This is a genomic window from Nonomuraea sp. NPDC049028 (genome assembly GCF_043197735.1).
Classification (GTDB): Bacteria; Actinomycetota; Actinomycetes; order Streptosporangiales; family Streptosporangiaceae; genus Nonomuraea.
In genome coordinates, this window is the sequence record NZ_JBICTR010000001.1 from 848,754 (window position 1) to 869,598 (window position 20,845).

The 20,845-nt window shown below is 69.1% G+C and carries 20 protein-coding genes and 1 tRNA gene; 11 read left to right on the forward strand and 10 right to left on the reverse strand.

Annotated elements, in window-relative coordinates:
* Positions 1-4: 4 nt before the first annotated feature.
* The gene (locus ACGFJ2_RS03830) at positions 5-1,090 is read left to right on the forward strand and encodes a mechanosensitive ion channel domain-containing protein (protein WP_357951340.1); all 1,086 of its coding nucleotides are present in this window, start codon (positions 5-7) and stop codon (positions 1,088-1,090) included.
* A 3-nt stretch (positions 1,091-1,093) separates the two neighbouring features.
* Here the strand turns inward: ACGFJ2_RS03830 and ACGFJ2_RS03835 are convergent, their stop codons facing one another.
* Positions 1,094-1,966: a DMT family transporter gene (locus tag ACGFJ2_RS03835; protein WP_357951342.1), complete on the reverse strand. Its 873-nt coding sequence runs from the start codon at positions 1,964-1,966 to the stop codon at positions 1,094-1,096.
* A gap of 84 nt (positions 1,967-2,050) precedes the next feature.
* Here ACGFJ2_RS03835 and ACGFJ2_RS03840 point away from each other — a divergent pair, with 84 nt between their 5' ends.
* Together ACGFJ2_RS03840 and ACGFJ2_RS03845 are read left to right on the forward strand one after the other, a co-directional pair.
* Positions 2,051-2,626 (forward strand): CGNR zinc finger domain-containing protein, encoded by a 576-nt coding sequence (locus tag ACGFJ2_RS03840; protein ID WP_393464322.1) that lies wholly within the window; start codon positions 2,051-2,053, stop codon positions 2,624-2,626.
* A 129-nt stretch (positions 2,627-2,755) separates the two neighbouring features.
* Complete coding sequence (locus ACGFJ2_RS03845) at positions 2,756-5,083, forward strand: FHA domain-containing protein (protein WP_393464325.1); 2,328 nt, start codon at positions 2,756-2,758, stop codon at positions 5,081-5,083.
* A gap of 11 nt (positions 5,084-5,094) precedes the next feature.
* On the opposite strand, the gene ACGFJ2_RS03850 is transcribed toward ACGFJ2_RS03845, so the two are convergent.
* From ACGFJ2_RS03850 to ACGFJ2_RS03860, 3 genes are read right to left on the reverse strand one after another with little or no spacing between them, the layout of a single operon-like run.
* Positions 5,095-5,907: a cytochrome c biogenesis protein CcdA gene (locus tag ACGFJ2_RS03850; protein ID WP_357951347.1), complete on the reverse strand. Its 813-nt coding sequence runs from the start codon at positions 5,905-5,907 to the stop codon at positions 5,095-5,097.
* The gene (locus ACGFJ2_RS03855; protein ID WP_393464328.1) at positions 5,904-6,713 is read right to left on the reverse strand and encodes a thioredoxin domain-containing protein; all 810 of its coding nucleotides are present in this window, start codon (positions 6,711-6,713) and stop codon (positions 5,904-5,906) included. The genes ACGFJ2_RS03850 and ACGFJ2_RS03855 overlap by 4 nt, the downstream gene beginning before the upstream one ends.
* A gap of 46 nt (positions 6,714-6,759) precedes the next feature.
* Positions 6,760-7,131 carry a YciI family protein gene (locus ACGFJ2_RS03860; RefSeq protein ID WP_357951351.1) on the reverse strand — a complete coding sequence of 124 codons (372 nt, stop codon included), beginning with the start codon at positions 7,129-7,131 and terminating at the stop codon, positions 6,760-6,762.
* A gap of 423 nt (positions 7,132-7,554) precedes the next feature.
* Between ACGFJ2_RS03860 and ACGFJ2_RS03865 the strand changes: the two genes are divergently transcribed.
* Positions 7,555-7,628, forward strand: a tRNA-Leu gene (locus tag ACGFJ2_RS03865).
* 27 nt (positions 7,629-7,655) lie between these two features.
* Here ACGFJ2_RS03865 and ACGFJ2_RS03870 read toward each other — a convergent pair.
* The gene (locus tag ACGFJ2_RS03870) at positions 7,656-8,582 is read right to left on the reverse strand and encodes an AraC family transcriptional regulator (RefSeq protein WP_393464331.1); all 927 of its coding nucleotides are present in this window, start codon (positions 8,580-8,582) and stop codon (positions 7,656-7,658) included.
* A 139-nt stretch (positions 8,583-8,721) separates the two neighbouring features.
* Between ACGFJ2_RS03870 and ACGFJ2_RS03875 the strand changes: the two genes are divergently transcribed.
* Complete coding sequence (locus tag ACGFJ2_RS03875; RefSeq protein WP_393464334.1) at positions 8,722-9,675, forward strand: alpha/beta fold hydrolase; 954 nt, start codon at positions 8,722-8,724, stop codon at positions 9,673-9,675.
* A 33-nt stretch (positions 9,676-9,708) separates the two neighbouring features.
* Here ACGFJ2_RS03875 and ACGFJ2_RS03880 read toward each other — a convergent pair whose 3' ends face one another.
* Positions 9,709-9,843 (reverse strand): hypothetical protein, encoded by a 135-nt coding sequence (locus ACGFJ2_RS03880; protein ID WP_393464337.1) that lies wholly within the window; start codon positions 9,841-9,843, stop codon positions 9,709-9,711.
* 131 nt (positions 9,844-9,974) lie between these two features.
* Here ACGFJ2_RS03880 and ACGFJ2_RS03885 point away from each other — a divergent pair, with 131 nt between their 5' ends.
* Together ACGFJ2_RS03885 and ACGFJ2_RS03890 are read left to right on the forward strand one after the other, a co-directional pair.
* Positions 9,975-11,069, forward strand: a complete 1,095-nt coding sequence (locus ACGFJ2_RS03885; RefSeq protein WP_393464339.1) for a glycoside hydrolase family 43 protein — start codon at positions 9,975-9,977, stop codon at positions 11,067-11,069.
* Positions 11,070-11,169: 100 nt separating this feature from the next.
* A complete protein-coding gene (locus ACGFJ2_RS03890; protein WP_393464342.1) occupies positions 11,170-12,813 on the forward strand; it encodes an OmpA family protein in 1,644 nt (547 codons plus the stop codon).
* A gap of 288 nt (positions 12,814-13,101) precedes the next feature.
* On the opposite strand, the gene ACGFJ2_RS03895 is transcribed toward ACGFJ2_RS03890, so the two are convergent.
* Positions 13,102-14,409 carry an ROK family protein gene (locus tag ACGFJ2_RS03895; protein WP_393464345.1) on the reverse strand — a complete coding sequence of 436 codons (1,308 nt, stop codon included), beginning with the start codon at positions 14,407-14,409 and terminating at the stop codon, positions 13,102-13,104.
* A gap of 159 nt (positions 14,410-14,568) precedes the next feature.
* Here ACGFJ2_RS03895 and ACGFJ2_RS03900 point away from each other — a divergent pair, with 159 nt between their 5' ends.
* From ACGFJ2_RS03900 to ACGFJ2_RS03910, 3 genes are all read left to right on the forward strand, one after another.
* Positions 14,569-18,096 carry an alpha-N-acetylglucosaminidase TIM-barrel domain-containing protein gene (locus ACGFJ2_RS03900; RefSeq protein ID WP_393464348.1) on the forward strand — a complete coding sequence of 1,176 codons (3,528 nt, stop codon included), beginning with the start codon at positions 14,569-14,571 and terminating at the stop codon, positions 18,094-18,096.
* Positions 18,097-18,508: 412 nt separating this feature from the next.
* Complete coding sequence (locus tag ACGFJ2_RS03905; RefSeq protein WP_393464351.1) at positions 18,509-19,084, forward strand: hypothetical protein; 576 nt, start codon at positions 18,509-18,511, stop codon at positions 19,082-19,084.
* On the forward strand, positions 19,047-19,313 hold the full coding sequence (locus tag ACGFJ2_RS03910; RefSeq protein WP_393464354.1) for a hypothetical protein: 267 nt from the start codon (positions 19,047-19,049) through the stop codon (positions 19,311-19,313). Before ACGFJ2_RS03905 ends, ACGFJ2_RS03910 begins: the two co-directional genes overlap by 38 nt.
* A 144-nt stretch (positions 19,314-19,457) precedes the next feature.
* Here ACGFJ2_RS03910 and ACGFJ2_RS03915 read toward each other — a convergent pair whose 3' ends face one another.
* Entirely contained in the window at positions 19,458-19,673 is a 216-nt protein-coding gene (locus ACGFJ2_RS03915; protein ID WP_358182861.1) for a hypothetical protein, read from the reverse strand.
* 350 nt (positions 19,674-20,023) lie between these two features.
* Positions 20,024-20,230: a hypothetical protein gene (locus tag ACGFJ2_RS03920; protein WP_393464357.1), complete on the reverse strand. Its 207-nt coding sequence runs from the start codon at positions 20,228-20,230 to the stop codon at positions 20,024-20,026.
* Here ACGFJ2_RS03920 and ACGFJ2_RS03925 point away from each other — a divergent pair.
* Positions 20,219-20,497, forward strand: a complete 279-nt coding sequence (locus ACGFJ2_RS03925; RefSeq protein ID WP_393464360.1) for a hypothetical protein — start codon at positions 20,219-20,221, stop codon at positions 20,495-20,497. The genes ACGFJ2_RS03920 and ACGFJ2_RS03925 overlap by 12 nt on opposite strands.
* An 85-nt stretch (positions 20,498-20,582) precedes the next feature.
* On the opposite strand, the gene ACGFJ2_RS03930 is transcribed toward ACGFJ2_RS03925, so the two are convergent.
* On the reverse strand, positions 20,583-20,777 hold the full coding sequence (locus ACGFJ2_RS03930) for a CsbD family protein (protein ID WP_357951612.1): 195 nt from the start codon (positions 20,775-20,777) through the stop codon (positions 20,583-20,585).
* Between the last annotated feature and the right edge of the window lie 68 nt (positions 20,778-20,845).

Genomic DNA, 20,845 nt, shown 5'->3' on the forward strand with positions numbered 1-20,845 from the left:
GGGCATGAACGTGCAGTCGCCGACTGACTGGCTCATTCTCGCCATCTCGGTGGCGGGCGCCATTCTCGTGGTGGAGGTGGTCAGGAGGCTGCTGGTCAGGGCGGGCCGCAAATGGGCGCTCGCCCGGCACCTGGTGGAGCACTGCACCTGGGCGGCGTACTCGGTGGGGGTCGTGGTGGCGGCCAACCTGGTGTTCTCGCCCGGGATGATCGGCGAGAGCGTCCGCCTACGCGAGCTCGGCGGCACGATCGACCGCGTGCTCGGCCTGGTCACCATCGCCTGCGTCACCTGGCTGATCGTCCAGGCCAGCTATGCCCTCACCGACGTCGTCCTGGACCGGCTGGTCCTCGTCAAGGGGGAGCGCAATCGCCGGGCACGGCGGATCATGACCCAGATCGGGCTGGTCCGCCGCGTCGCCGCCGTGACCATCGTCGTGCTGGCGATCGGCACCATGCTGTTCTCCTTCCCGCAGGTCCGAGCGCTGGGCGCCGGGCTGCTCGCCTCGGCGGGCATCGCCGGCGCCATCGTCGGTATCGCCGCCCAGCCGACCATCGGCAACATGCTGGCCGGGCTCCAGCTCGCCTTCAGCGACGCGCTCCGCCTCGACGACGTGGTCGTGGTCAACGACGAGTGGGGCAGGATCGAGGAGCTCACGCTCACCTACGTGGTGGTACGCCTGTGGGACGAGCGGCGCCTGGTCCTGCCCGTGTCCTACTTCACCCAGAACCCGTTCGAGAACTGGACCAGGCACGGCAGCCAGGTCCTCGCCGTGGTGTTCCTGCGCGTCGACTGGTCGATACCGATCGGCAAGCTGCGCGAGGAGCTCTACCGGTTCATCCAGGAGAGCCCGCTGTGGGATCAGAAGGACTGGACGCTCCAGGTCACCGACGTGCTGCCGAACGGGCTGGTCGAGCTGCGGGCGCTGATGAGCGCCGCCGACTCGCCCTCCGCCTGGGACCTCAAGTGCGACGTACGCGAACATCTCGTGACCTACATCAGGGAGAACTTCCCCGAGTCCCTGCCCCGCTTCCGCATCGAGACGCCGGAGACCCGCGCGGGGGTACCGTGGACCAGCTCCCTGCCGGGCTGAGGCTCAGCGCCGGTTGGCCAGCAGCACGCCGGCGCCGCCGACCAATAGTCCCGCGACCGCCAGCGGATGCAGCGACTGCCCGACGAGGAGCCACGCCATCACCGCGGTGACCGACGGGGTGAGGAAGAACATCGTGCTCACCCGGCTCGCGGGTGCGTTCTTCAACATGGTGTTGAGCAGCAGGAACGCGCCGATCGAGTTGACCAGCACCAGCCAGCCCACGGCGCCCGAGAAGGCGCCCCAGTCCGTCACCCGAGGCGTCTCGAACACCAGCGAGGCCAGCCCCACCAGCGGCGCGCCGACCAGGAACTGCGTCGCGGTGCCCGTCCGCACGTCCATGTCCGCGGCGAACCGCTTCTGGTAGATCGTGCCCAGGCTCAACCCCAGCAGCCCGACCACGCAGAACGCCACCCCGGCCAGAGAGAAGCTCAACCGGTCCGCCACCGCCAGCCCCACCCCGGCCGCGCCGAGCCCGAAGCCCACCCACTGGCGCGGGCTCACCCGCTCGCCCAGCAGCCGTCCTGCCACGAGCGCGATCACCACCGGGTTGAGACCCTGGACCAACGCCACGACCGCGGCGGGCACATGCAGGCCGATCGCGGAGTAGAACGCGCCGAACTGCACCGCCTGGACCAGGATCCCGGACACCACCACGTGCGCCAGCCGCCGGCCGCGCGGCCACGGCGCCCGCACGACCAGCGCGAACGCGCCGAGCAACAGCCCCGCCAGTGCGAACCTGGCGAACGTCAGCAGCAACGGCGGCGCCGCCCCGACGCCGATCACCCCCGCGATGAAGGCGCTGCTCCACATCACCACGAACAGGGACGGCATGAGGGCCGGCGCCTTGCTCCTGGCCTCCATAACGCTGACCGCCACGGCACACCCTCCATAACCCCTTAACCCGGTTATGTCACTGTTCCGTGTCCTCGCATAACCTGTCAACATGGTTACTATGAGGGTGTGACGAGCTTCACCTTCATCAGCGGCAATCTGGGGCTCGACCTGGCGGGCACCCTGCAGCACCGCCGGGCCGACCGGCGTGACCTGCTGCGCGAGCCGGCGGACCTGGCGCGGTGGACGGTCGAGGCGGGCATTCTCGACGTCCCGCCGACGGTCGTGGACGCCGATCTCGTGGCGGGGAAGACGTTGCGGGAGGCCATCTACCGGCTGGCGCTCTATCGGCCGGCGGCGGGGGACACCATTGACCGGCCCGCTGTCGGTGGGGCCGGGGTGGCGGCCGACGATCGGCTGCTGGTCAACCGGGTCGCCGCCGGGCCGCCGGCGTCCGTGCTGCTGAACGACGCCGGGCGGGTCGAGCGTGCGGGGGATCTCGCCGCCGCCCTCTCCACCGTCGCCAGGGAGGCGGTCCAGCTGCTCGGGGGGCCGCGGGCCGTACAGATCAAGGAATGCGGGGGAGAGGTGTGCACCCGCCTGTACGTCGACACCTCGCGCGGGTCGTCGCGGCGCTGGTGCGACATGCACGAGTGCGGCAACCGCGCCAAGGCGGCGGGCTTCCGCGCCCGGCAGCGGGCGTGACCCGTGCGGCCGGTCAGCCGCAGGCTCGCGGCGCGGTCCGCTTTTCGGGGATCCTGTCTACGGTGAACCATTTGAGGCTCGACGGAGAGTCACTCACGTCACCTCTCGTTCCTGTGGGAAGGCGGTCACGTGACGCAGCTTGTCGTCGAAGGCCATGACACATCGGTGACCCTCGATCCGGGGCGTTCGTACCGGTTAGGCCGTGATCCGGGGTCGGATGTGGTCATCGACGCCGATCACGTCTCGCGTACGCATGCCATGCTGCGCTTCGAGGGCGGTCAGTGGATCCTGGAGGACTCGGGCAGCAGCAACGGCACGTACGTGAGCGGCCACCGCGTCCAGCGGGTCATCGTCGGTCCGGGAACCAGGATCGGCCTCGGGCACCCGTCGGAGGGCGGGCTCGTCAGCTTCCGTACCGTCTCCGAAGACAAGGGCGGCGCACCCGAGATCCAGCCGACGCCTACGGTCCGCTTCCCGCACAGCGGGCAGTGGCGTGCGCCGGCCGCCGTCAGGAGCCTCGACGGCGCGCAGGTCGTACGCATCGGCCGGGCTCCCGAGAACGATGTGGTGGTCGGCGATCTGCGGGTATCGCGCCAGCACGCCGAGCTCCGGATCGCCGGCGGCGTCCACGAGATCGTCGACGTGGGGAGCCGCTTCGGAACGTACGTCAACGGCCGGCTCGTTCAGCGGGCCCGCGTCTCCCCGGACGATCTCATCGGCATCGGGACGTCGACGTTCCAGCTCGTGGGCGACACGCTCACGGAGTACGCCGACACCGGCGAGGTCTGCCTCCAGGCGCACGGACTCACCGTCACCGTCGGGGGCGGCAAGGTGCTCCTGGACCAGGTGTCGTTTCCGGTCGGCGAGAAGTGCCTCCTGGCGATCATCGGTCCCAGCGGCTCGGGCAAGTCCACCCTGCTGCGCGCGCTCACCGGGCTGCGCCCCGCCGACCAGGGCATGGTCACGTACGATGGGCGCGATCTCTACCGCGACTACGCCGAGCTGCGCTCACGGATCGGCCTCGTGCCGCAGGACGACATCCTGCACAGCCAGCTCACCGTGCGCCGCGCCCTCATCTACGCCGCGGAATTACGCTTCCCCGACGACACCAGGCAGCACGAGCGGAAGGCGCGGGTCGACGAGGTCCTCCAGCAGCTCGGGCTCGAGAATCGGAAGAACAACCGCATCTCCTCGCTGTCCGGCGGCCAGCGCAAGCGGGTCAGCGTCGCCCTGGAGTTGCTGACCAAGCCGTCTTTGCTGTTCCTCGACGAGCCGACCTCCGGTCTGGACCCGGGGCTGGACAAGTCGGTGATGCAGATGCTGCGGGGTCTGGCCGACGACGGCCGTACTGTCGCCGTCGTCACCCACAGCGTCGCCAATCTGGATATCTGTGACCGGCTTCTGGTGATGGCGCCGGGCGGGAAGATCGCCTACTTCGGTCCGCCCGGGGAGGCGCTGCCGTTCCTCGGCTTCACCGACTGGGCGGACGTCTTCCTGGCCTTCGACGACGCGACCAAGGACTGGGCCGGCGAGTACGCGCGGTCGTCGCCGTACCAGACGTACATCGCGGCCGACATGATCGAGCCGGTTTCGACGGGACGTCCCGTACGGCGAGAGATCCCGCCGAAACCGCAGAGCTGGCCCGAGCAGCTCAGTACGCTGGTGCGCCGCTACTGCCGGGGCATCGTGGCGGACCGGCTGTTCCTCGGCATCACCATCGCCCTGCCGATCGTGATGGGCCTGCTGGCCCGCGTCGTCCCGACCGGTGACCTGATGGGCCGGCCGAACAGCAACGGCAACGCGGCCAACCTGCTGCTGATCCTGTGCATCGGCGGCTGTCTCACCGGCGCCGCGAACTCGGTGCGCGAACTGGTCAAGGAACGCGCCATCTATCAACGAGAACGGGCGGTCGGGCTGTCCAGATCGGCCTACCTCTGCTCCAAGCTGCTCGTGCTCGGCGTGATCACCGTGGCGCAGGGCGTCGTGCTGACCTATGTGGCGATGCTGAATGTCGCGACGTACGACAAGGGAGTGTTCACCGCGCCGATGACCGAGCTCGCGCTCGCCGTCGCGCTGTTGTCGTTCACCGCGATGACCGTGGGCCTGCTCATCTCCGCGCTGGCCAAGACCAGCGAGATGACCATGCCGCTGCTCGTGCTCGTCACCCTGATCCAGCTGGTCTTCTGCGGGGCGCTGGTGCACCTGGACGGCAAGCCGGTGATGGAGCAGATCTCCTGGCTCGTACCGGCTCGCTGGGCGCTGGCCGCGCTGGCGGGCACGCTCGACGTGGGGCAGCTCATCCCGCACGTCCAGGATCCGCCGGACCCTCTGTGGAGTCAGGACTTCGGCACCTGGTTCCTGGACATGAGCGTCCTGGCCATCCTCGCGGTCGTCTGCGCTTTCCTGGTCGCCCGCATGCTGCGCCGCCATGAGCCGGCGGTGATGCGCGGCAAGTGACCCCGTGCCCGTCAGCGGCGTCTGAGGCGCCACGCGGTGATCGCGGCCACGGTGAGCGCCGCGATTCCGACGACGAGCAGGTCCGGCAGTACGTCCTGGGCGGCCGCGGCGAGGTCCTCCAGCCCGGCCTCCCAGGATTCGGGGATCGGCAGGGCCAGCCCGCGGGTGCCGTCGGAGAGCAGGAACAGCACGCCGAGCCCGCCGAAGACCAGCCCGGACAGCAGCGAGGTGGTGTGCGGCCGCAGCCGTCCCAGCCGCAGTCCGCGACCGCGCAGCCAGCGCCGGCCGCCGAGGTCATAGCGCTGCCACAGGCCCGCGAGCAGGAACAACGGGGCCGCCATGCCCGCCGCGTAGACGGCCAGCAGCACCGCTCCGCGCAGCCCGTCGCCGGAGGCCGCCGCGACCGTGAGCACCGCCCCCAGCACCGGCCCCGCGCAGAACCCCGCCAGCCCGGACACCGCCCCCAGAACCAGCACGGCTCCGGCCGAATCACCTCGAACGTGCCCCTTCAGCCGCTCCAGCGGCCCGATCGTCCAGCCCTGACCGGCCACCTGCAGCACACCCAGCCCGATCAGCGCCCAGCCGGCGACCGTGACCAGGAGCTCTTGATGGCCGTAGAACAGGCGGCTGACCTGCGCCGACCCCATCCCCAGCGGCACCAGCACGGCGCACAGCCCCACGTAGAACAGCAGGGTGCGGCCGGCCAATTGGCGGCGGCCCGGGAACGCGTAGGCGAAGAAGGCCGGGATCAGCAGCGCCCCACACGGGCTGACCAGCGAGAACAGACCGCCAAGGAACGCGGCGGCATAGCCGATGCCGCTCATCCGCCGCGGCGGGCCTTCTCGATCGCCTTCTCGAACGCGGCCACCGGCTGGGCGCCGAACAGCACCTCACCGTTGATCAGGAACGCGGGCGTGCCGGGCAGGCCGAGCTCGGTCGCGAAGCCGAGGTCGCCGTCCACGACCCGCCGTATGGACTCGTCACGGCGGTCGGCGTCGAACCTGGCCAGGTCGAGCCCGATCTTGGCGGCCACGGAGCGCAGGTCGGCGTCGGTGAGCCGGGGTCGCTCGCCCGCGTACAGGGAATCATGGAACTCCCAGAACCGGCCCTGCCGGGACGCGGCGCGGGCGGCGACGGCGGCCCGTACGGAGTCGCGTCCCCTGATCGGGTAGTCGCGCCAGAACATCCGCACGATGCCGGTGTCGAGGTAGCGGCTCTTCAGCACGGGCTCTATTCGCTGGGCGAATCGGCGGCAGTTGGGACACTTGAAATCGCCGAACTCGACGATCGTGACCGGTGCCTGCGCTGAGCCCTTGGACAGGTTCGGGTCGACGGGTGGCGGGGTCGGCCCTTCCCAGACCTGCACCGAACTCGTCGGAGTGGGCGTGGCGGTCGCTTCGGCTCCGCCGGTGGGACCCGCCGGAGTGGGTGAACCGCCCGTGCTCGCGCTCGGGTCCGTGCCCATGCTCGCGTTTGCGGAATCACGCGAGCTCGCGGCCGCCGGGGCGGCTCGTCCGGCGGGCTCGCCCTGGTTCGTCAGCGCGGCGACCGCCAGCACGGCCACCACGGCGGCACCGGCCAGTGAGCCGAGCAGCACCCGGTGGCGCGGGGCCGGGGATTCCTTGGTCACCTTCAGCATCATCCCAGCCCGCCGCCACCCACGCCGCTGGTTCCTCCTACAGCTCAAGCCCCTTCATGTCGAAGATCGGCCGTACTTCCACCTCGTTGAAGGCCGCGTCGGGCACCTTCGCGGCCAGTTCCACCGCCCGCTCCATGCTGTCGCACTCGATCAGATAGAACCCGGCCAAATGCTCCTTGACCTCGGCGAACGGCCCATCGCTCGTCATCGTCCTGCCCTCGCGTACCGCGACCCGCTTGGCCGTCGACACATCGGCCAGCCCTTCCGAAACGATCAGCTCTCCGGACGCGGCCAGCTCCTCGGTGAAGGACATGTGGCCGCGCCCGAAGTTCATGCGCTGCTCGTCGTTCAGCGTCTCCCAGACCGCCCTGCTCGTCGGGTTGCTGTAGATCAGGATGAGGTACTTCACCGGTGGCCTCCATGTGGTCGCGTCCGCGTCGATACCCAATATGTCGGTCCCCAATAGGTCGGTCCCCAATAGGTCGAAGCCGTCCGCGCGGCCTCGACATCCCCCGGCGGAAAATACGTGGCACCCGTCGCGATCACCCGGCTACCGTGGACAGCGTCCACCACGACAGGAAGGCAGCGCAGTGACCTACGCGAAGTTGCTCGAACTGCTTCCTGAGCTCCTGGGTCCGGATTCCGGGTGATCCCTCGCAAAGAGACGACGCCGCCCGGAAGCCTTCCGAGGCGGCTTTTTTCATCTCACGGACGACGGCCCACGGAACGAAGGGCCGCGGGCATCGGTCTGGCCGACGGGAATGGCGCCCCCCGGCTGGATACAGCCCCAGTCCCGGGCTCGGCCCACGCCAGCCGAGCCCGGGGCTAACAAGCCGCTCTGGCCCAACTGGCAGAGGCGCCGCCTTCAGGAGGCGGAGGTTCGGGGTTCGACTCCCCGGAGCGGCACACCCTCTTGATCGTCGCCGAGCCCGTTCACGGTGCGGGAAGATCGGGCGAGGCCGATGTACGGTATCGGCCGGGCGCCACGCCGAAGGTTCGGGAGAACGCACGAGAGAAGGCGAACTCCGAGGTGTAGCCGACCTCCCTGGCGATGGCGACCAGCGGCTCCCCGCCCTCCCGCAGCAGGCGCGCGGCCAGCTCCATGCGTCGCCGTCGCAGGTAGCCCAGCGGCGGTTCCCCCATCACACGGGCGAACCGCCGGGTGAGCGATGCTCGCGACAACCCCGACAGGCATGCCAGCTCCGCCAGCGTCCATGACCGGGCGAGGTCCTCGCGCATGGAGTGGACCGCTGCGGCGACCGCGAGGTCACTCCACGGCTTGTCCTCGGGGGTCGCGCTGCCGGAGGGCAGCCAGAGTCGTACAGCCTGGACCCACAGGATGTCGGCGAGCCGGTCGACGATGGTGCGCGAGCCTGGCAGGTCTTGGGCGGTCTCGGCCATCAGCAGCCGCAAGGTGTCCGACAGGCCCGCCAGCCGTCGTGCGGGGACGTACAGCACAGTGGGAAGCAGCGCCCGCGCCGGGGCCGGCAAGGCGCTGCTCGGCGGATATCCCGCGCATAGTGACCGCACGCGTGGGCCCGTACCTGGAATGTCGATCTGTGGTGTGCCGGCACGAGTTCGTGTCCGGCCGCCGAGCAGGTCCGTGTCGAGGACGAGAGGGCCCCGCGGATGGCTGGACAGGGCATGCCCGGCGCCGTCCGGCAGGAGCGCGAAGTCGCCGCTCGCCAGCCGCAGCGGTTGCGCTCCCGGCAGGCGTAGCCAGCATTCGCCCTGCGTCACCACGTGAAAGGCCATGGAGGAAACCGGTGCCCGTCGAACGCCCCAGGCAGCGGCGGCGGTCAGTGTGGCCGTTCGTACCTCGCCCGCCCGCGTTGGCGACCACATGTCGATCACGTTCATACGTGAGCGTATCAATCGGACGCATCGCTCCTGCGGCTGAGCCGTTCGGACATCAACGCGAGCATTTCGGTCATGGCCCTGCTGACCTGCGTACTCGTAGCGTCGAGGGGACTAAGACCATCACACGAAGGACATTCTGTTGACCGAGATCACTCATCGTTTCGTCCAGGCGGGCGCGCTTCGGATGCATGTCGCCGAGGCTGGTTCCGGGCCGCTGGTCGTGCTGCTCCACGGTTTCCCGGAGACCTGGTACTCCTGGCGTCACCAACTCCTGGCACTGGCCGAGTCCGGGTACCGCGCGGTGGCGGTCGACCAGCGCGGCTACGGGCGCACCGACCGGCCGGACGGGGTCGAGGAGTACACGATCCTGCACACCGTGGGCGACGTGATCCGCCTCATCGACGAACTCGGCGACAACGGCGCCGTGCTGGTCGGACACGACTGGGGCGGGTCGGTGGCGTGGCATGCCGCCCTGATGCGGCCTGACAGGGTGCGCGCGGTCGCCTCCTTGAGCACTCCCTACCAGTCGCGTCCCGACCATCCGCCGCTGGGCATGCTCCGAGCGAGCGTCGGTGACAACTACTACTCCGTCTACGTTCAGGAGCCAGACGTCGCCGACGAGGAACTCGCTCGTGACCCGCGCGCGACCGTGCGCCGTGCCCTGTACGGTGCCTCCGCCGACGGCTACCCGTGGAACCCTGTCGTCCCCGACGGCGGCGGGCTGCTCGACATCTGGCCCGAGCCGGCCGAACTGCCTGGCTGGCTCACCGAGGAACATATCGACACCTGCGCCACCGACTTCGAACGCACCGGTTTCACCGCCGCGCTGAACTGGTTCCGCAACTTCGACCGCAACTGGGCCCTCACCGGCCCCTGGCACGACGCCGTCGTCCAGCAGCCCACCCTCTACATCACCGGCGATCGAGACCTGGGCGGCACGCTGCCTGGCGCGGCGGAACTGATCGCCGGTCGTCCGGCCGCGGTGCCTGGTCTGCGTGAGGCGATCGTGCTGCCGGGTTGCGGCCACTGGATCCAGCAGGAGCAACCCGAGCAGGTCAACGCGGCATTGATCGCTTTCCTGCGATCTCTGTGAGGTCTGGCAGGTACCCCTGGGGCACTTGGTCGATCACTGTGCCTTCGACGCCGCACTCGGCAGTTCGTACGGCTCACCGCGGAAATAGCGGTTGAGCGCGTCAACAGCGGCCAGCAGCATGCGCGCGACCGCGGCATCGTTGCGACGCACGTTGACCGACAGCGTCATCCGGCGCCCGCCCGCGGCAGCGGCAGTGCGGTCGCGGGTTTGGCGGGCCGGATCCTTGAATGAGCGTCGAATCTATTAGTAAACTTTGTTTAAAGATTACCTGCGGGCGGCCCGCGGGTAGAAGGAGCCTCATGAGAAGACATGCTCTTCGACCGGTGGTCATCGCCCTCGCCCTGACCGCCGTCGGCGGCACCGCCGCCTCTCCCGCCAGCGCCGCACCAGCCGCCGAACCCGCCAAGAAGTCCGTAGCCCTCGGCCGCACCACCCTGGGTGGTGCCGACCCCAGCGTCATCCGGGTCGGCGACCTCTATGTAGCGGCCAAGTCGGTGAACGGCGGCGTCGCCGTACGGACGGCGACCACTCTCGAGGGGATCGCCGCCGCGCCCCCGCGCCAGGTGTGGAAGGACACCGGCAACCTCGGTGAGGTGTGGGCGCCCGAGATCGTGCACCACAACGGCGAGTACCACATCTACTTCTCGGCGGGCCGCAGCGCCGCCCACCGGATGTACCACATCAGCTCCGCCACCGCCGACTCCGGCTATTCCGCCGCGACGAAGGTCGCCCTGCCCGGCGACAAGTGGGCCATCGACGGCGCGCCGTTCACCTTCAACGGCCAGCGCTGGTTCGTGTGGTCCGGCTGGGCGGGCGACACCAACGTCGAGCAGAACCTCTACATCGCCCGGATGAGCGGCCCGACCACGGCCACCGGCGGCCGTTACGTCATCTCCCAGCCGCGCGAACCGTGGGAGCGGGTCGTCGGCAACCCGTTCATCAACGAGGCTCCCGAGCCGATCCTCGACCCGAACGGGCAGTTGCACATCGTGTACTCCGCGAACGGTAGCTGGAGCAGCAAGTACTGCCTCGCCGATCTGCGGCTGCGCTCCGGTGGTGACCCGACGAACGTGTGGGACTGGTACAAGAGCAACGGGTGCCTGTTCGGCTCGTACGCGGCGTACATGATGGACGGCTGGACCCCGACGCTGCACGTGGACGGCCCGGGCCACCACACGTTCGTGCTGGAGCGCGGCGACATCGCCACCAGCCCGCCGTCCGGCAACCGGTTCCCGACCATGTACCACGCTGTGGCCAAGGGCACGCCGTACGAGTGGTCCAACCGGTACTGGTACACCGGCACGGCCGTCTGGTGGAGCAAGACCACCTACCGGCGGGCGAACGTGCCCGGCCCCAACACTGACATCGGGTACAGCCTCAAGTTCTTCGAATGACACATGTCTACTGAAACCCCGGCAATGAGGCGAACAAGAACGCGAGGCGCGCGTAGGATCCCTACAGCTGACCGATCTTGATCGCCTGGCGGAGATTCATATGGATGTGCGCCTCCGTACGACGGCCCTCCTGCTCGCGGCCGCGATGCTCTGCGCGTGCGAAACGCCCGCCCAGAACGCCGGAAGCGGAACTGCGACCACGCCCACGCGGCAAACCGCGTCCCCGCCGGTCTCGCCGTCGGCGAACGCGACTCCTGCCGGGGGCCTCGTACGGGAAGGGCTGGTCGGCCTGTACGGCTCCAACCCCTTCAAGGTGGACGTCAAAGCGCTTGAGACCAACCGCGACCTCACCGTGCTCAAGATGGAGATCACGGCCACCGGCGAGGGTGGCTCCCGCAGTGGGGACTTCGGCTACGACGGGTTACCCACGCAGAGCGTGAGCTTCGGCAAGTTCCGGCTGTTCGACCCGGTCGGCAGGAAGGTCTACTTCACGCTGCGGGAGAACGACGCCGAGGGCAGGGCGTTCGGCACTCGCCACGGCACGGCCACGACGGAGAACTACCCCGACGACTTCCAAGTCGGCGTGCACTATCCCGTCGAGGTGTACTTCCCGCCTTTGCCGGCCGGGGTCCGGCAGGTCTCGATCGTGCCGGACATGGCCCTGGCCCCGTTCACCGGTGTTCCGGTCACCGGCGGCGCGGCCCCGCCCGTCGCCAGGCAGCGCGACGACACGGACACGTCCGCTCCCGGCTCGACGTTCCAGTGGCCCGTGGTGCCGCCGTCGGGCAAGATCTGGTCAGGGGTCTCCGACGTGAACGAGCTGGTCGAGACCCCGCAGAAGACGACCGAGCAGCAGGGCACCCAGGAGACGATCGGGCTGCGCACGGACGTGCTGTTCCGCTTCGACAAGGCGGATCTGTCGGACAAGGCGGCCACCGTGCTGGACGAGGTGGTCGAGGAGACGCGCGTGCGGGCCGACCCGGCCAAGCCGCCGATCCTCATCGAAGGGCACACCGACAGCAAGGGCGAGCCCGCCTACAACCAGGACCTCTCGATGAAGCGGGCGGAGGCGGTGCGCCGCTACCTCGCCGGCAAGCTCGGCGACGCGTACGTCTACAAGGCCACAGGCAAGGGCGAGAGCGAGCCGATCGCCGACAACACCAAGAAGGACGGCAGCGACAACCCCGAAGGCCGCGCCCGCAACCGCCGCGTCGAGATCTCCTACCAGATCAAGCAGGACCTGCCCGGCACGACCACCACGACCGGCCGCCGTGCAGGCAGAACGTCAGCGGACAAGGTGCGAGGTTCGGTCCACAGCCCCGCCCCGTTCCGCGCCGACGCGGGTCCGGTGGTGGGCTCGTTGAGCGTGAAGCGCTTCAACAACCGGCTGCGGGTCGACGTTCACCCGTTCTACCGCGACGGCGCCTACCTGGTGGCGGCCTTCGATGTCGCGCTGGAGAGCTCGGAGACGTTCATCCCGGTGCCCGGACCGTTCAGCGGCGGGTCGCACGCGTTCTCCTCAGGCTCCGACTACGGCACGTTCAGCCTGCTCGACCCGGCGACACAGGCGCGGTACCTCCCGCTGAAGATGAGCACCGTGTTCGTGGAGAACTCCGTGCTGTCCCTGGACAAGGGCGAGGTCAACAGGAGCTACGTCTACTTCCCCGCGCCCGCCGACTCGGCGCGTTCGATCACTCTGGAGGCGGAGGGCATCGGCACGGTGCCCGACATCCCGATCTCGTGAATCGCGAGAGCGACGGATCGCCGGCAGTCCCGCTTCGGCCTTCCGACGCAGCTCAGATCCCGCCTCATCGAGTGCCTGGGCGCTGATCCCTCCCCGGAATTGCAGGGCATCCACCTGGCTCTTCTGGAAGGAGATACGCGGCAGATCGCGCCGATGGCACCTCGTCGCCGCCCACACTTCCAGCGGACCCAAGATCCCGAAGCGCACCATTCCAGGGTAGTGCGCGGATCGCTCGCCGTGGCCTCGGCCGTCAACGTCCTCGTCGGCGTCGCCACAGAAGACTCTCGGTCAGCAGACGGTCAGGGTGTCGCGCCACACCTCGTCCAGGGCCATCTGGATCGCGCCGGTGAGCACAGTGCCCTCGGCCAGCTCCGACAGTTCCACGCCAGGCGGGGTGAGGGTCAGGTCTTCGAGGTGCCGGGCGATCGCGTCCAGCAGGACCGCGCCGGCCCGGGCGATGCCCCCACCGATCACGATCACATGTGGGGACAGGACAAGGACCACAGGCGCGATCGCCTCGGCGAAGACGGCGGCGACCCGGTCGACGACCTCGGCGGCGAGCGGGTCGCCCCCGGCGGCGGCCGCGAAGACGGCGGCCGCGTCCGTCGCACGGGCGAGCCTGGACTCCGGATGCGCGGCGGCGCGGCGGCGGGCGAGATTGACGATCGCCTCGGCGCCGATCGCGCGCTCCAGCGGCCCACGACCGTCCCCGGCCGCGTCGGGAAGGTCGGCGTCGGGAGCATCGGCGTCAGGAGGGTCGGCGTCAGGAGGGTCGGCGTCAGGAGGGTCAGCGTCAGGAGGGTCAGCGTTGGGAGGGTCAGCGTTGGGAAGGTGCGCGTCGGGACGGTTGTCGACAGGGCGAATGAAGCCGATCTCACCAGCCTGGCCCGCGCCCCGATGCAGCCGTCCGTCGATGACGACACCGGCACCGAGCCGCTCGCCCCACTGAACCGCCAACAGAGTGCCCGCGCCGGTGCGCTGGTGGGCCGCCGCCAGCGCGGCCAGGTTCGCGTCGTTCTCCACCGTGACCGCGCACCTGAAACGAGCCCGCAGGCGGCCGGCGAGGTCGATCTCCGACCAGCCCGGCACACTCGGGACGAACAGCACCCGGCCGGTGGTCTCCTCGACGATGCCCGGGGTCGCCGCGGTCACCGCCGCGATCTGCTCGGCGGCCAGGCCGGCCGTCGCCAGCGCTTCCTCCGTCGCCTCGTCGACCGCTTCGAGCAGGTGCCGAGCGCTGCGCCGGCCGACCGTCCGGCGAATCACCGCGAGGCGCTCACCGGCCAGGTCGGCGATCCCCGCCGTCACGGTGTGCGGGCCGACGTCCAGGCCGAGCACGGGTGCCGCCCGGCCGTTCAGGGAGAACCGCGTCGCCGGTCTGCCCACAGTGGCCGGCTGCGGCGCGTGCTGCCGTAGCCAGCCGGCGGCCAGCAGATCCTCCACGGCTTGGGCGACGGTCGGGCGGGTGAGCTCGGTCAACTGGCTGAGTTCGGCCAGCCGTACAGGCTCAGGTGCGCGCCGTCGGACCGCGTCGAGCACCGCGGCCCGGTTCATCCTCCGCAGCACGGGTGTGCCCGCCGGCCGCTCCTCCGTCATCCGCGCCCCTTCGCTGTCCGGTTCGTGAATATCCGTCGTGAGATCTTGACCTCTGGTCGCCTGCGGCTGAGTATATTTCGCAAAGACGTTACGAAAAGTCTTTACATAACTTTCTCTATAGTAGGCCCCTTAGTCGCCCCCCTCGGAGGTGGCCGCCCGATGATCCGTTCCGGCGAACCCCACAGCCCCTTACCGCGCCGATGGCGAACGCTCCTGACGGCACTCGCCGCCGTCCTGCTCACGATGCTCACCGTGCCGTTCGTCTCCCCACCCGAGGCGGTGGCCGACACGGTTGCCGGGTTCGGCGGCCCCGCGGCGCAGGCCCTCGAACGGCTGATCGGGACATCGCGCGCCAAGCAGGTCACTCTGCTCACGATCGTCAAGGGCACGGGCCGAGACCGGTTCCAGGTGTACGGTTCCAACGGCCGCCTCGTCGTCGCCGGCACGACGCCCGCGGTTCAGCTGACCGGCTTCGGCTACTACCTGCGCCAGGTGGCCCACGCCGACATCGCGATCAACGGCTCCCAGGTCGACCTGCCCGAGCACCTCCCGTTGCCCGCGGCACCCATCGCCAGAGACTCCTCGGTGGATCACCGCTTCGCACTCAACGACACCAACCAGGGCTATGCCGGCGCGTATCTGAGCTGGCCGGAGTGGCAGCGGCGGATCGATGTCCTCGCGCTGCACGGCATCAACGAGGTGCTGGTCTACGAGGGCCAGGAGGCGGTCTACCAGCGTACCTTCATGAAGTTCGGCTACTCCGACCAGCAGATGCGCGCGTGGATCCCGCAGCCGGGCCACCAGTCCTGGTGGCTGCTGCAGAACATGTGCTGCACCGACAGCCCGATCTCCCAGCAACTCATCGACCAACGGGTCGACCTCGGCCGCAAGATGGCCGACCACCTGCGTTCCCTGGGGATGGTCCCGGTGCTGCCCGGCTACTTCGGCACCGTGCCGACCGACTTCAAGGCCCGCAACCCGGGAGCCAACACGGTCCCGCAGGGCACCTGGAACCAGCTCGAACGCCCGCACTGGCTCGACCCGACCAACGCGGTCTTCGCGCGTGTCGCGGCCACGTTCTACCGGGTGCAGACCGAACTGTTCGGTAACAGCACGATGTACAAGATGGACCTGCTGCACGAGGGTGGCACGGCCGGAACGGTCAACGTCGCACAGGCGTCACAAGCGGTACAGCGGGCATTGAACACCGCCCATCCCAAGGCGCTCTGGACGATCCTGGGATGGCAGAGCAACCCGCTGCCGGCGACACTTCAGGCCATCGACCGGACCAAGATGTTCATCGTCGACGGCATCAGCGAGGAACCCGGCATCACCGACCGGGACAAGGACTTTCTCGGCACCGGGTACGCGTTCGGCACCATCTGGAACTTCGGCGGTCACTTCAACCTCGGCGCCCGGCTGACGCTGTGGAACCAGAAGTTCCACGCCTGGCGCGACAAGCCCGGCACGGCGATGAACGGCATCGCGCTCATGCCGGAGGCCATCGACAACAACCCGGCCGCGGTCGCGTTCTTCGCCGACCTGCCGTGGCAGGACAGCCCGGTCGACATGCGGCAATGGTTCGCCGACTACGCCACCGCCCGGTACGGCGGCGAGGATCCGCACGCCAAGGCGGCCTGGCAGATCCTCCTCGACACCGTCTACAGCTGGCCCGCCGGCGCCGACTCCCGGCACGTCACCGGCCTGTACGACGACGAGCCCGGCCTGGCGAACACCGGCTACCCGCTGCAGTACGACATCGCCACCTTCGACAAGGCGCTCGACGAGCTGCTCCAGATCGACAAGGGCCTGCGCGGCTCCGGCGCCTACCGCTACGACCTCGTCGATGTCGCGCGGCAGGTGCTGGCCAACCACAGCCGGCTGCAGCTGCCCAAGATCCGCGCCGCCTACCGGGCCAAGGATCTCGAACGCTTCGAGCGCCTCACCGGCCGGTGGATGGACCAGATGCGGCAGATGGACCGGCTGCTGGGCACGGACGAGAACTTCCTGCTCGGGGCGTGGCAGAAGGAAGCCCGCCGGCAGGCCGCCACGCCGGCCGAGGCGGCGACGCTCGACTACAACCTCAAGTCGCTGGTCACGATCTGGTCCGCCGACGCCCGTCTGCAGGACTACGCCCGCAGGGAGATGAACGGTCTCGTCGGGCAGTACTACGTGAAGCGCTGGCAGATGTTCTTCGACGGCCTGAAGACCGCGCTGCGCTCGGGCAAGGATTACCCCGAGAAGATCGACTGGATGGCCGTCGCCAAGGACTGGGCCAAAGCCGGCACCCAGCTCGCCTCCGAGCCACGCGGCGACGCCTACGCCGAAGCGAGCACCGTGGCCGCACTGCCCGACGGCGCGGTGACCATCGGGGTCGACCGTAAGGGCGTCAAGCCGGGTGGGACCGTACAGGTCACCGCCGCGTTCACCAACGACAACACGTCGCGGCCCACCGACCGGGTGACGCTCCAGCTCGACGCCCCGGACGGATACCAGGTGCAGGCGACCTCCCCGATCAGCGCCGACCACGTCGCTCCGCGTGACAAGCTCACCGCGACCTGGACGGTGACCGTTCCCGCAGGTGAGGCCCCAGGCGGCACTCCGGCGCTGGACGTCATCGCCTCCTGGGACTCCGGCGACGTCGCCCGGCGGGACACGGCCTCGACCCGCCTGCTGATCGCCGGAGCCGCGCCGGCGTCGTACAAGACGATGAGCAACACCCCGGCCGAGTTCGCTCCCACCAGCGACGGGATCGCGATCGCGGCGAGCGGCGCGGACCTTTGGAAGGAGACCAACGAGCTCGCCACCGCCTACCGCGCGGACGCCCTGGCCGACGGGCAGCAGCTCACCAGCACGGTGCTGCGCCAGGACGGCGCGTCGGAGTGGACCCGGTCCGGGCTGGTGGTGAGCGACGATCTGGCCACCCCCGGGGCCACCGGGTACGCGAACATCGCCGTCACTCCCGGCCACGGCTGCGTGTTCAGCTGGGATTCCGACGGCAACGGGCAGCTCGACTCGTACACCGAAGTGGGTGGGTTCACCCCGCCCGTACGCGTGCGCGTCGGAAAGTCCGGCGACCGGCTCACCGGCTCGTGCAGCAGCGACGGCAAGAACTGGTCGGTGATCGGGTCGGCCCGCGTCCCGGGCACCGGCGCCACGCTCGACGCCGGCCTGTTCGTCAGCGCGGCCAACCGAGACACCGGCCAGCAGGCGACCGCCGTGCTCACCGATCCCGCGTCGGCCCCGTCGACCGCCCGCGACGGCGCGGGGGACACGCTGCAGAGCCTCCGCAAACCGGTCACGGCGCTGAGCTGGGAGGCGAACCGGGGCCCCGAGTACGTGAACGACGGCAACCGGGCCAACTCGCCGTACTTCGCCAGCCAGATGACCTGGGACACCACCTGGTGGAAGGTCGACCTGGGGACGGCCAACGACATCTCACGCGTCAACGTCCGCAACTATGTCGGAGGCGGGCGCTACTACGAGTACCGGCTGGAGGGCAGCCTCGACGGCGTCACCTGGTACACCCTCGGCGGCCGTCGTGGCCCCAAGGCCGCGACCGACGCCGGAGACACGATGACCACCGAGGCGAAGGCCCGATACGTCCGGGTGATCGGCACCCACAACACCGCCAACCTGTCCTTCCACCTCACCGAGGTCAGCGTGTACGGCACGCCGGCGCAATAGGAGTCGTGAACGTGGGCGTTTCCCAACCTTGATCACGAGGAGGGGACGCCCACGCGAACGGACGTTCTGCGCGCGCCTCCGTAGCTTTCTGTACGCACTCCGTAACTTTTTGCGAGGGAATAGGGGGCGGTACCGGGAGCCAGGGCAGCGCACGGGGACGCTCCGGAAAGAGGGTGCTCAGCGCCCAGAATGACGTGGCTTCGGGGACCGTTGCTGGCCGGCGTGCTGGTTGCGACCAGCCTGGTGACCGCCACACCGGCGCACGCCGACTTCATCTGGATGGTGGCGCGGAGGCCCGGTCCCTCAGGGTCGGGAGGAAGCGCAACCCCTCCTTTCGAAAACAGAATGGAAAGGCTCGATCACATTCGATAATATGTGCGGTGGGTGAGGGCGCTGTGACAGGAGGTGCGCGATGGCGATCCGCCGCTCCGCCACCAAACGCCACGGCCTGCCCACGATCGTGCAACTGCGGCTCACGCCCGCCCCGGCCCAAGCCGAGGCGCTGGCTGCGGCAGTGCTGCTGTGTAATGAGGCGGCCACCGTCGTGTCCCGGCTGGCCTGGCAGCACCGCGTCTTCACCGTGCTGGAGTTGCACCGGCTGGCCTACTACGAGGTGCGCGGGCAGGTGGCCGGACTGGGTGCGCAAGCGGCCGTGCGGGCGATCGCCCGGGTCGCGGGCGCATATGCCAACCGGCGCGCCAGCAAGAAACGCGCTCATATCTTCCGCCCGCACGGGGCCGTCTCTTACGACGCCCGGCTGATGAGCTTCAATCGTGACGCCCGGACCGTGTCGCTGTGGACCCCCTCCGGCCGCGTCACCGTGCCCTACACCGGCCGACCGGAAGACCTCAAAGCCGTGGACACGCTGCCGTTCACTGGGACGTCCCGACATTCGGCACGAACACACCTTTTCGGCCACCGCTACCGATGTCGCGGGCAACCTCGGCCAGGTGTCTTCCGTCACCTTCAAGCTGGTCGTCACCTATGACGACCTGTGCACGCTGTCCAGGCGATTCGTCACCAGGCCGGGCGGGGGCCCCGCCATAGCCATGTGCGCCGTCCTCGACGCCGCCGAGCGTGCCGAGGAGATGGGCAACGCCACGGCCAAGGCCGCCGCCATCCACGCCTATGTCATGCAGGTGAACGCCGCTGTCATCAGCCGCTCCCTCACCCCGGCCCGAGCCGCCATCCTCAAGAAGCTGGCGGCCGCCCTGTAACCCACGCCTCGGAGTGAGCGAGTAAAGCCGCCCCGACGCGGTGGGCCATCGGACGCCCCGTGGCCCATCCGCGTGCAGAGCCGGGTCTCCCTACATGAGCCGTGAAGCGGCTGGAGCGAGACGGCTGGGCGAATCGATCGCCCGCTAAGGGCTCTTCTGAGCTCGGTCGAATGCCCCTGTGTGGTTCATGATCGTGGTGACGAGGGTGGCTGTCGCGATGAATGTACCCCCGCTCCATCCAAGGGCTCCGACCATCGGCACTCCATTCTCTCTCGCCACGATGAAGGCGATGAGCGCGATCACCAGCGAGAGAAGCATGTCGATGGTTAAGCAGAGCGCGATGCGCAGGGTGATGCTCACTTCTTTCTCATTTCGGTCCGATGGATCGAGATCGGAGAAAGCGTGCGGCGCTCGGTCGACCTCGGCGACATCAATGTCCGGACAGGTAAGGCGGGAACTGCCCCTTTCGTCTGTTGATCTAGTGGCAGGCTCGGGCTGGCGTCAGGACGGATCGCCGTTTCGGCGGTGCTCGTCCGTCGCCGCCCTAGATTATGGCGGTTCGCGAGCTGCCGCGCAGATGCAGATGCATGTGCATGTATGGATTTTCCCCTGCGGGATGACAATCCTCCACCGGCGCAGCTTCTCGGGAGAAATTACCGATGCGTTTAGGTCTCATAGAAGCACATAATCCACAGAACGTTAATATGTGACTACGTAAAGTATCTGCACGTGCAGACTGGCTGCTGGGCTGGGGCGGCCGCTGGCCCTTGTACGCCGCGCCGGTGGGTGCTGGTCGTGGCGGCCGTGGCGGTGACGGCCGTGGCGGTGGCGGCCGTGGCGGTGGCGGCCGCGGTGGTGACAGCCGCAGTGGTGGCGGCCGTGGCGGTGGTCCTGGTGGCGATGCGATGGGACGCCACGGACAAGATCGCGAGCGCCGTGTCGGTCCGTCGGCCCTGGCGGCGCTGGACGCGGTCGGAGTCGCGGTGTGGGCGGCGCTCCCGGTCCTTCCGCCCCAGACCGATGTGCGGACGTCGAACACCGGGCAGGCCATGGCCGGTCGCGGTGGCCGCGCCAACAGCGGGGCGTCGGGGAAGGCGCCGGAGGGTCGGATCCAGGTGGACCGGACGGGGGAGGCCGACGCGTCCAAGAGCGGCGAAGCCAACTCCGGAGCCGAGCTCGACTGACTTGGTGATCGTCACAGCGTCGGGGCCGCTCTCGCGCGGTCAAGCGCGAGAGCGGCCCCATGTCCGGAGGTGTTCGTCGTGGCCGTTACTTCTTGAAGGCGTCCTTGACCTTCTTGCCGGCGTCCTTGACTTTCTCGCCGGCCTGTCTGAGGCCCCCCTCGGCCTGTTCTGTACGCCCTTCGGCCCGCAGGTCCTCGTCGTCGGTGGCCTTTCCGAGGGCCTCCTTCGCCCGGCCCTTGAGCTCCTCCGCCTTGTTCCGGATCTTGTCATCGGCGCCCATGTCCATGCCTTTCTCATCGGTTCCCGGAAACTCCCACTTTCCGAACAGACCGACTAGAAACATGGGGG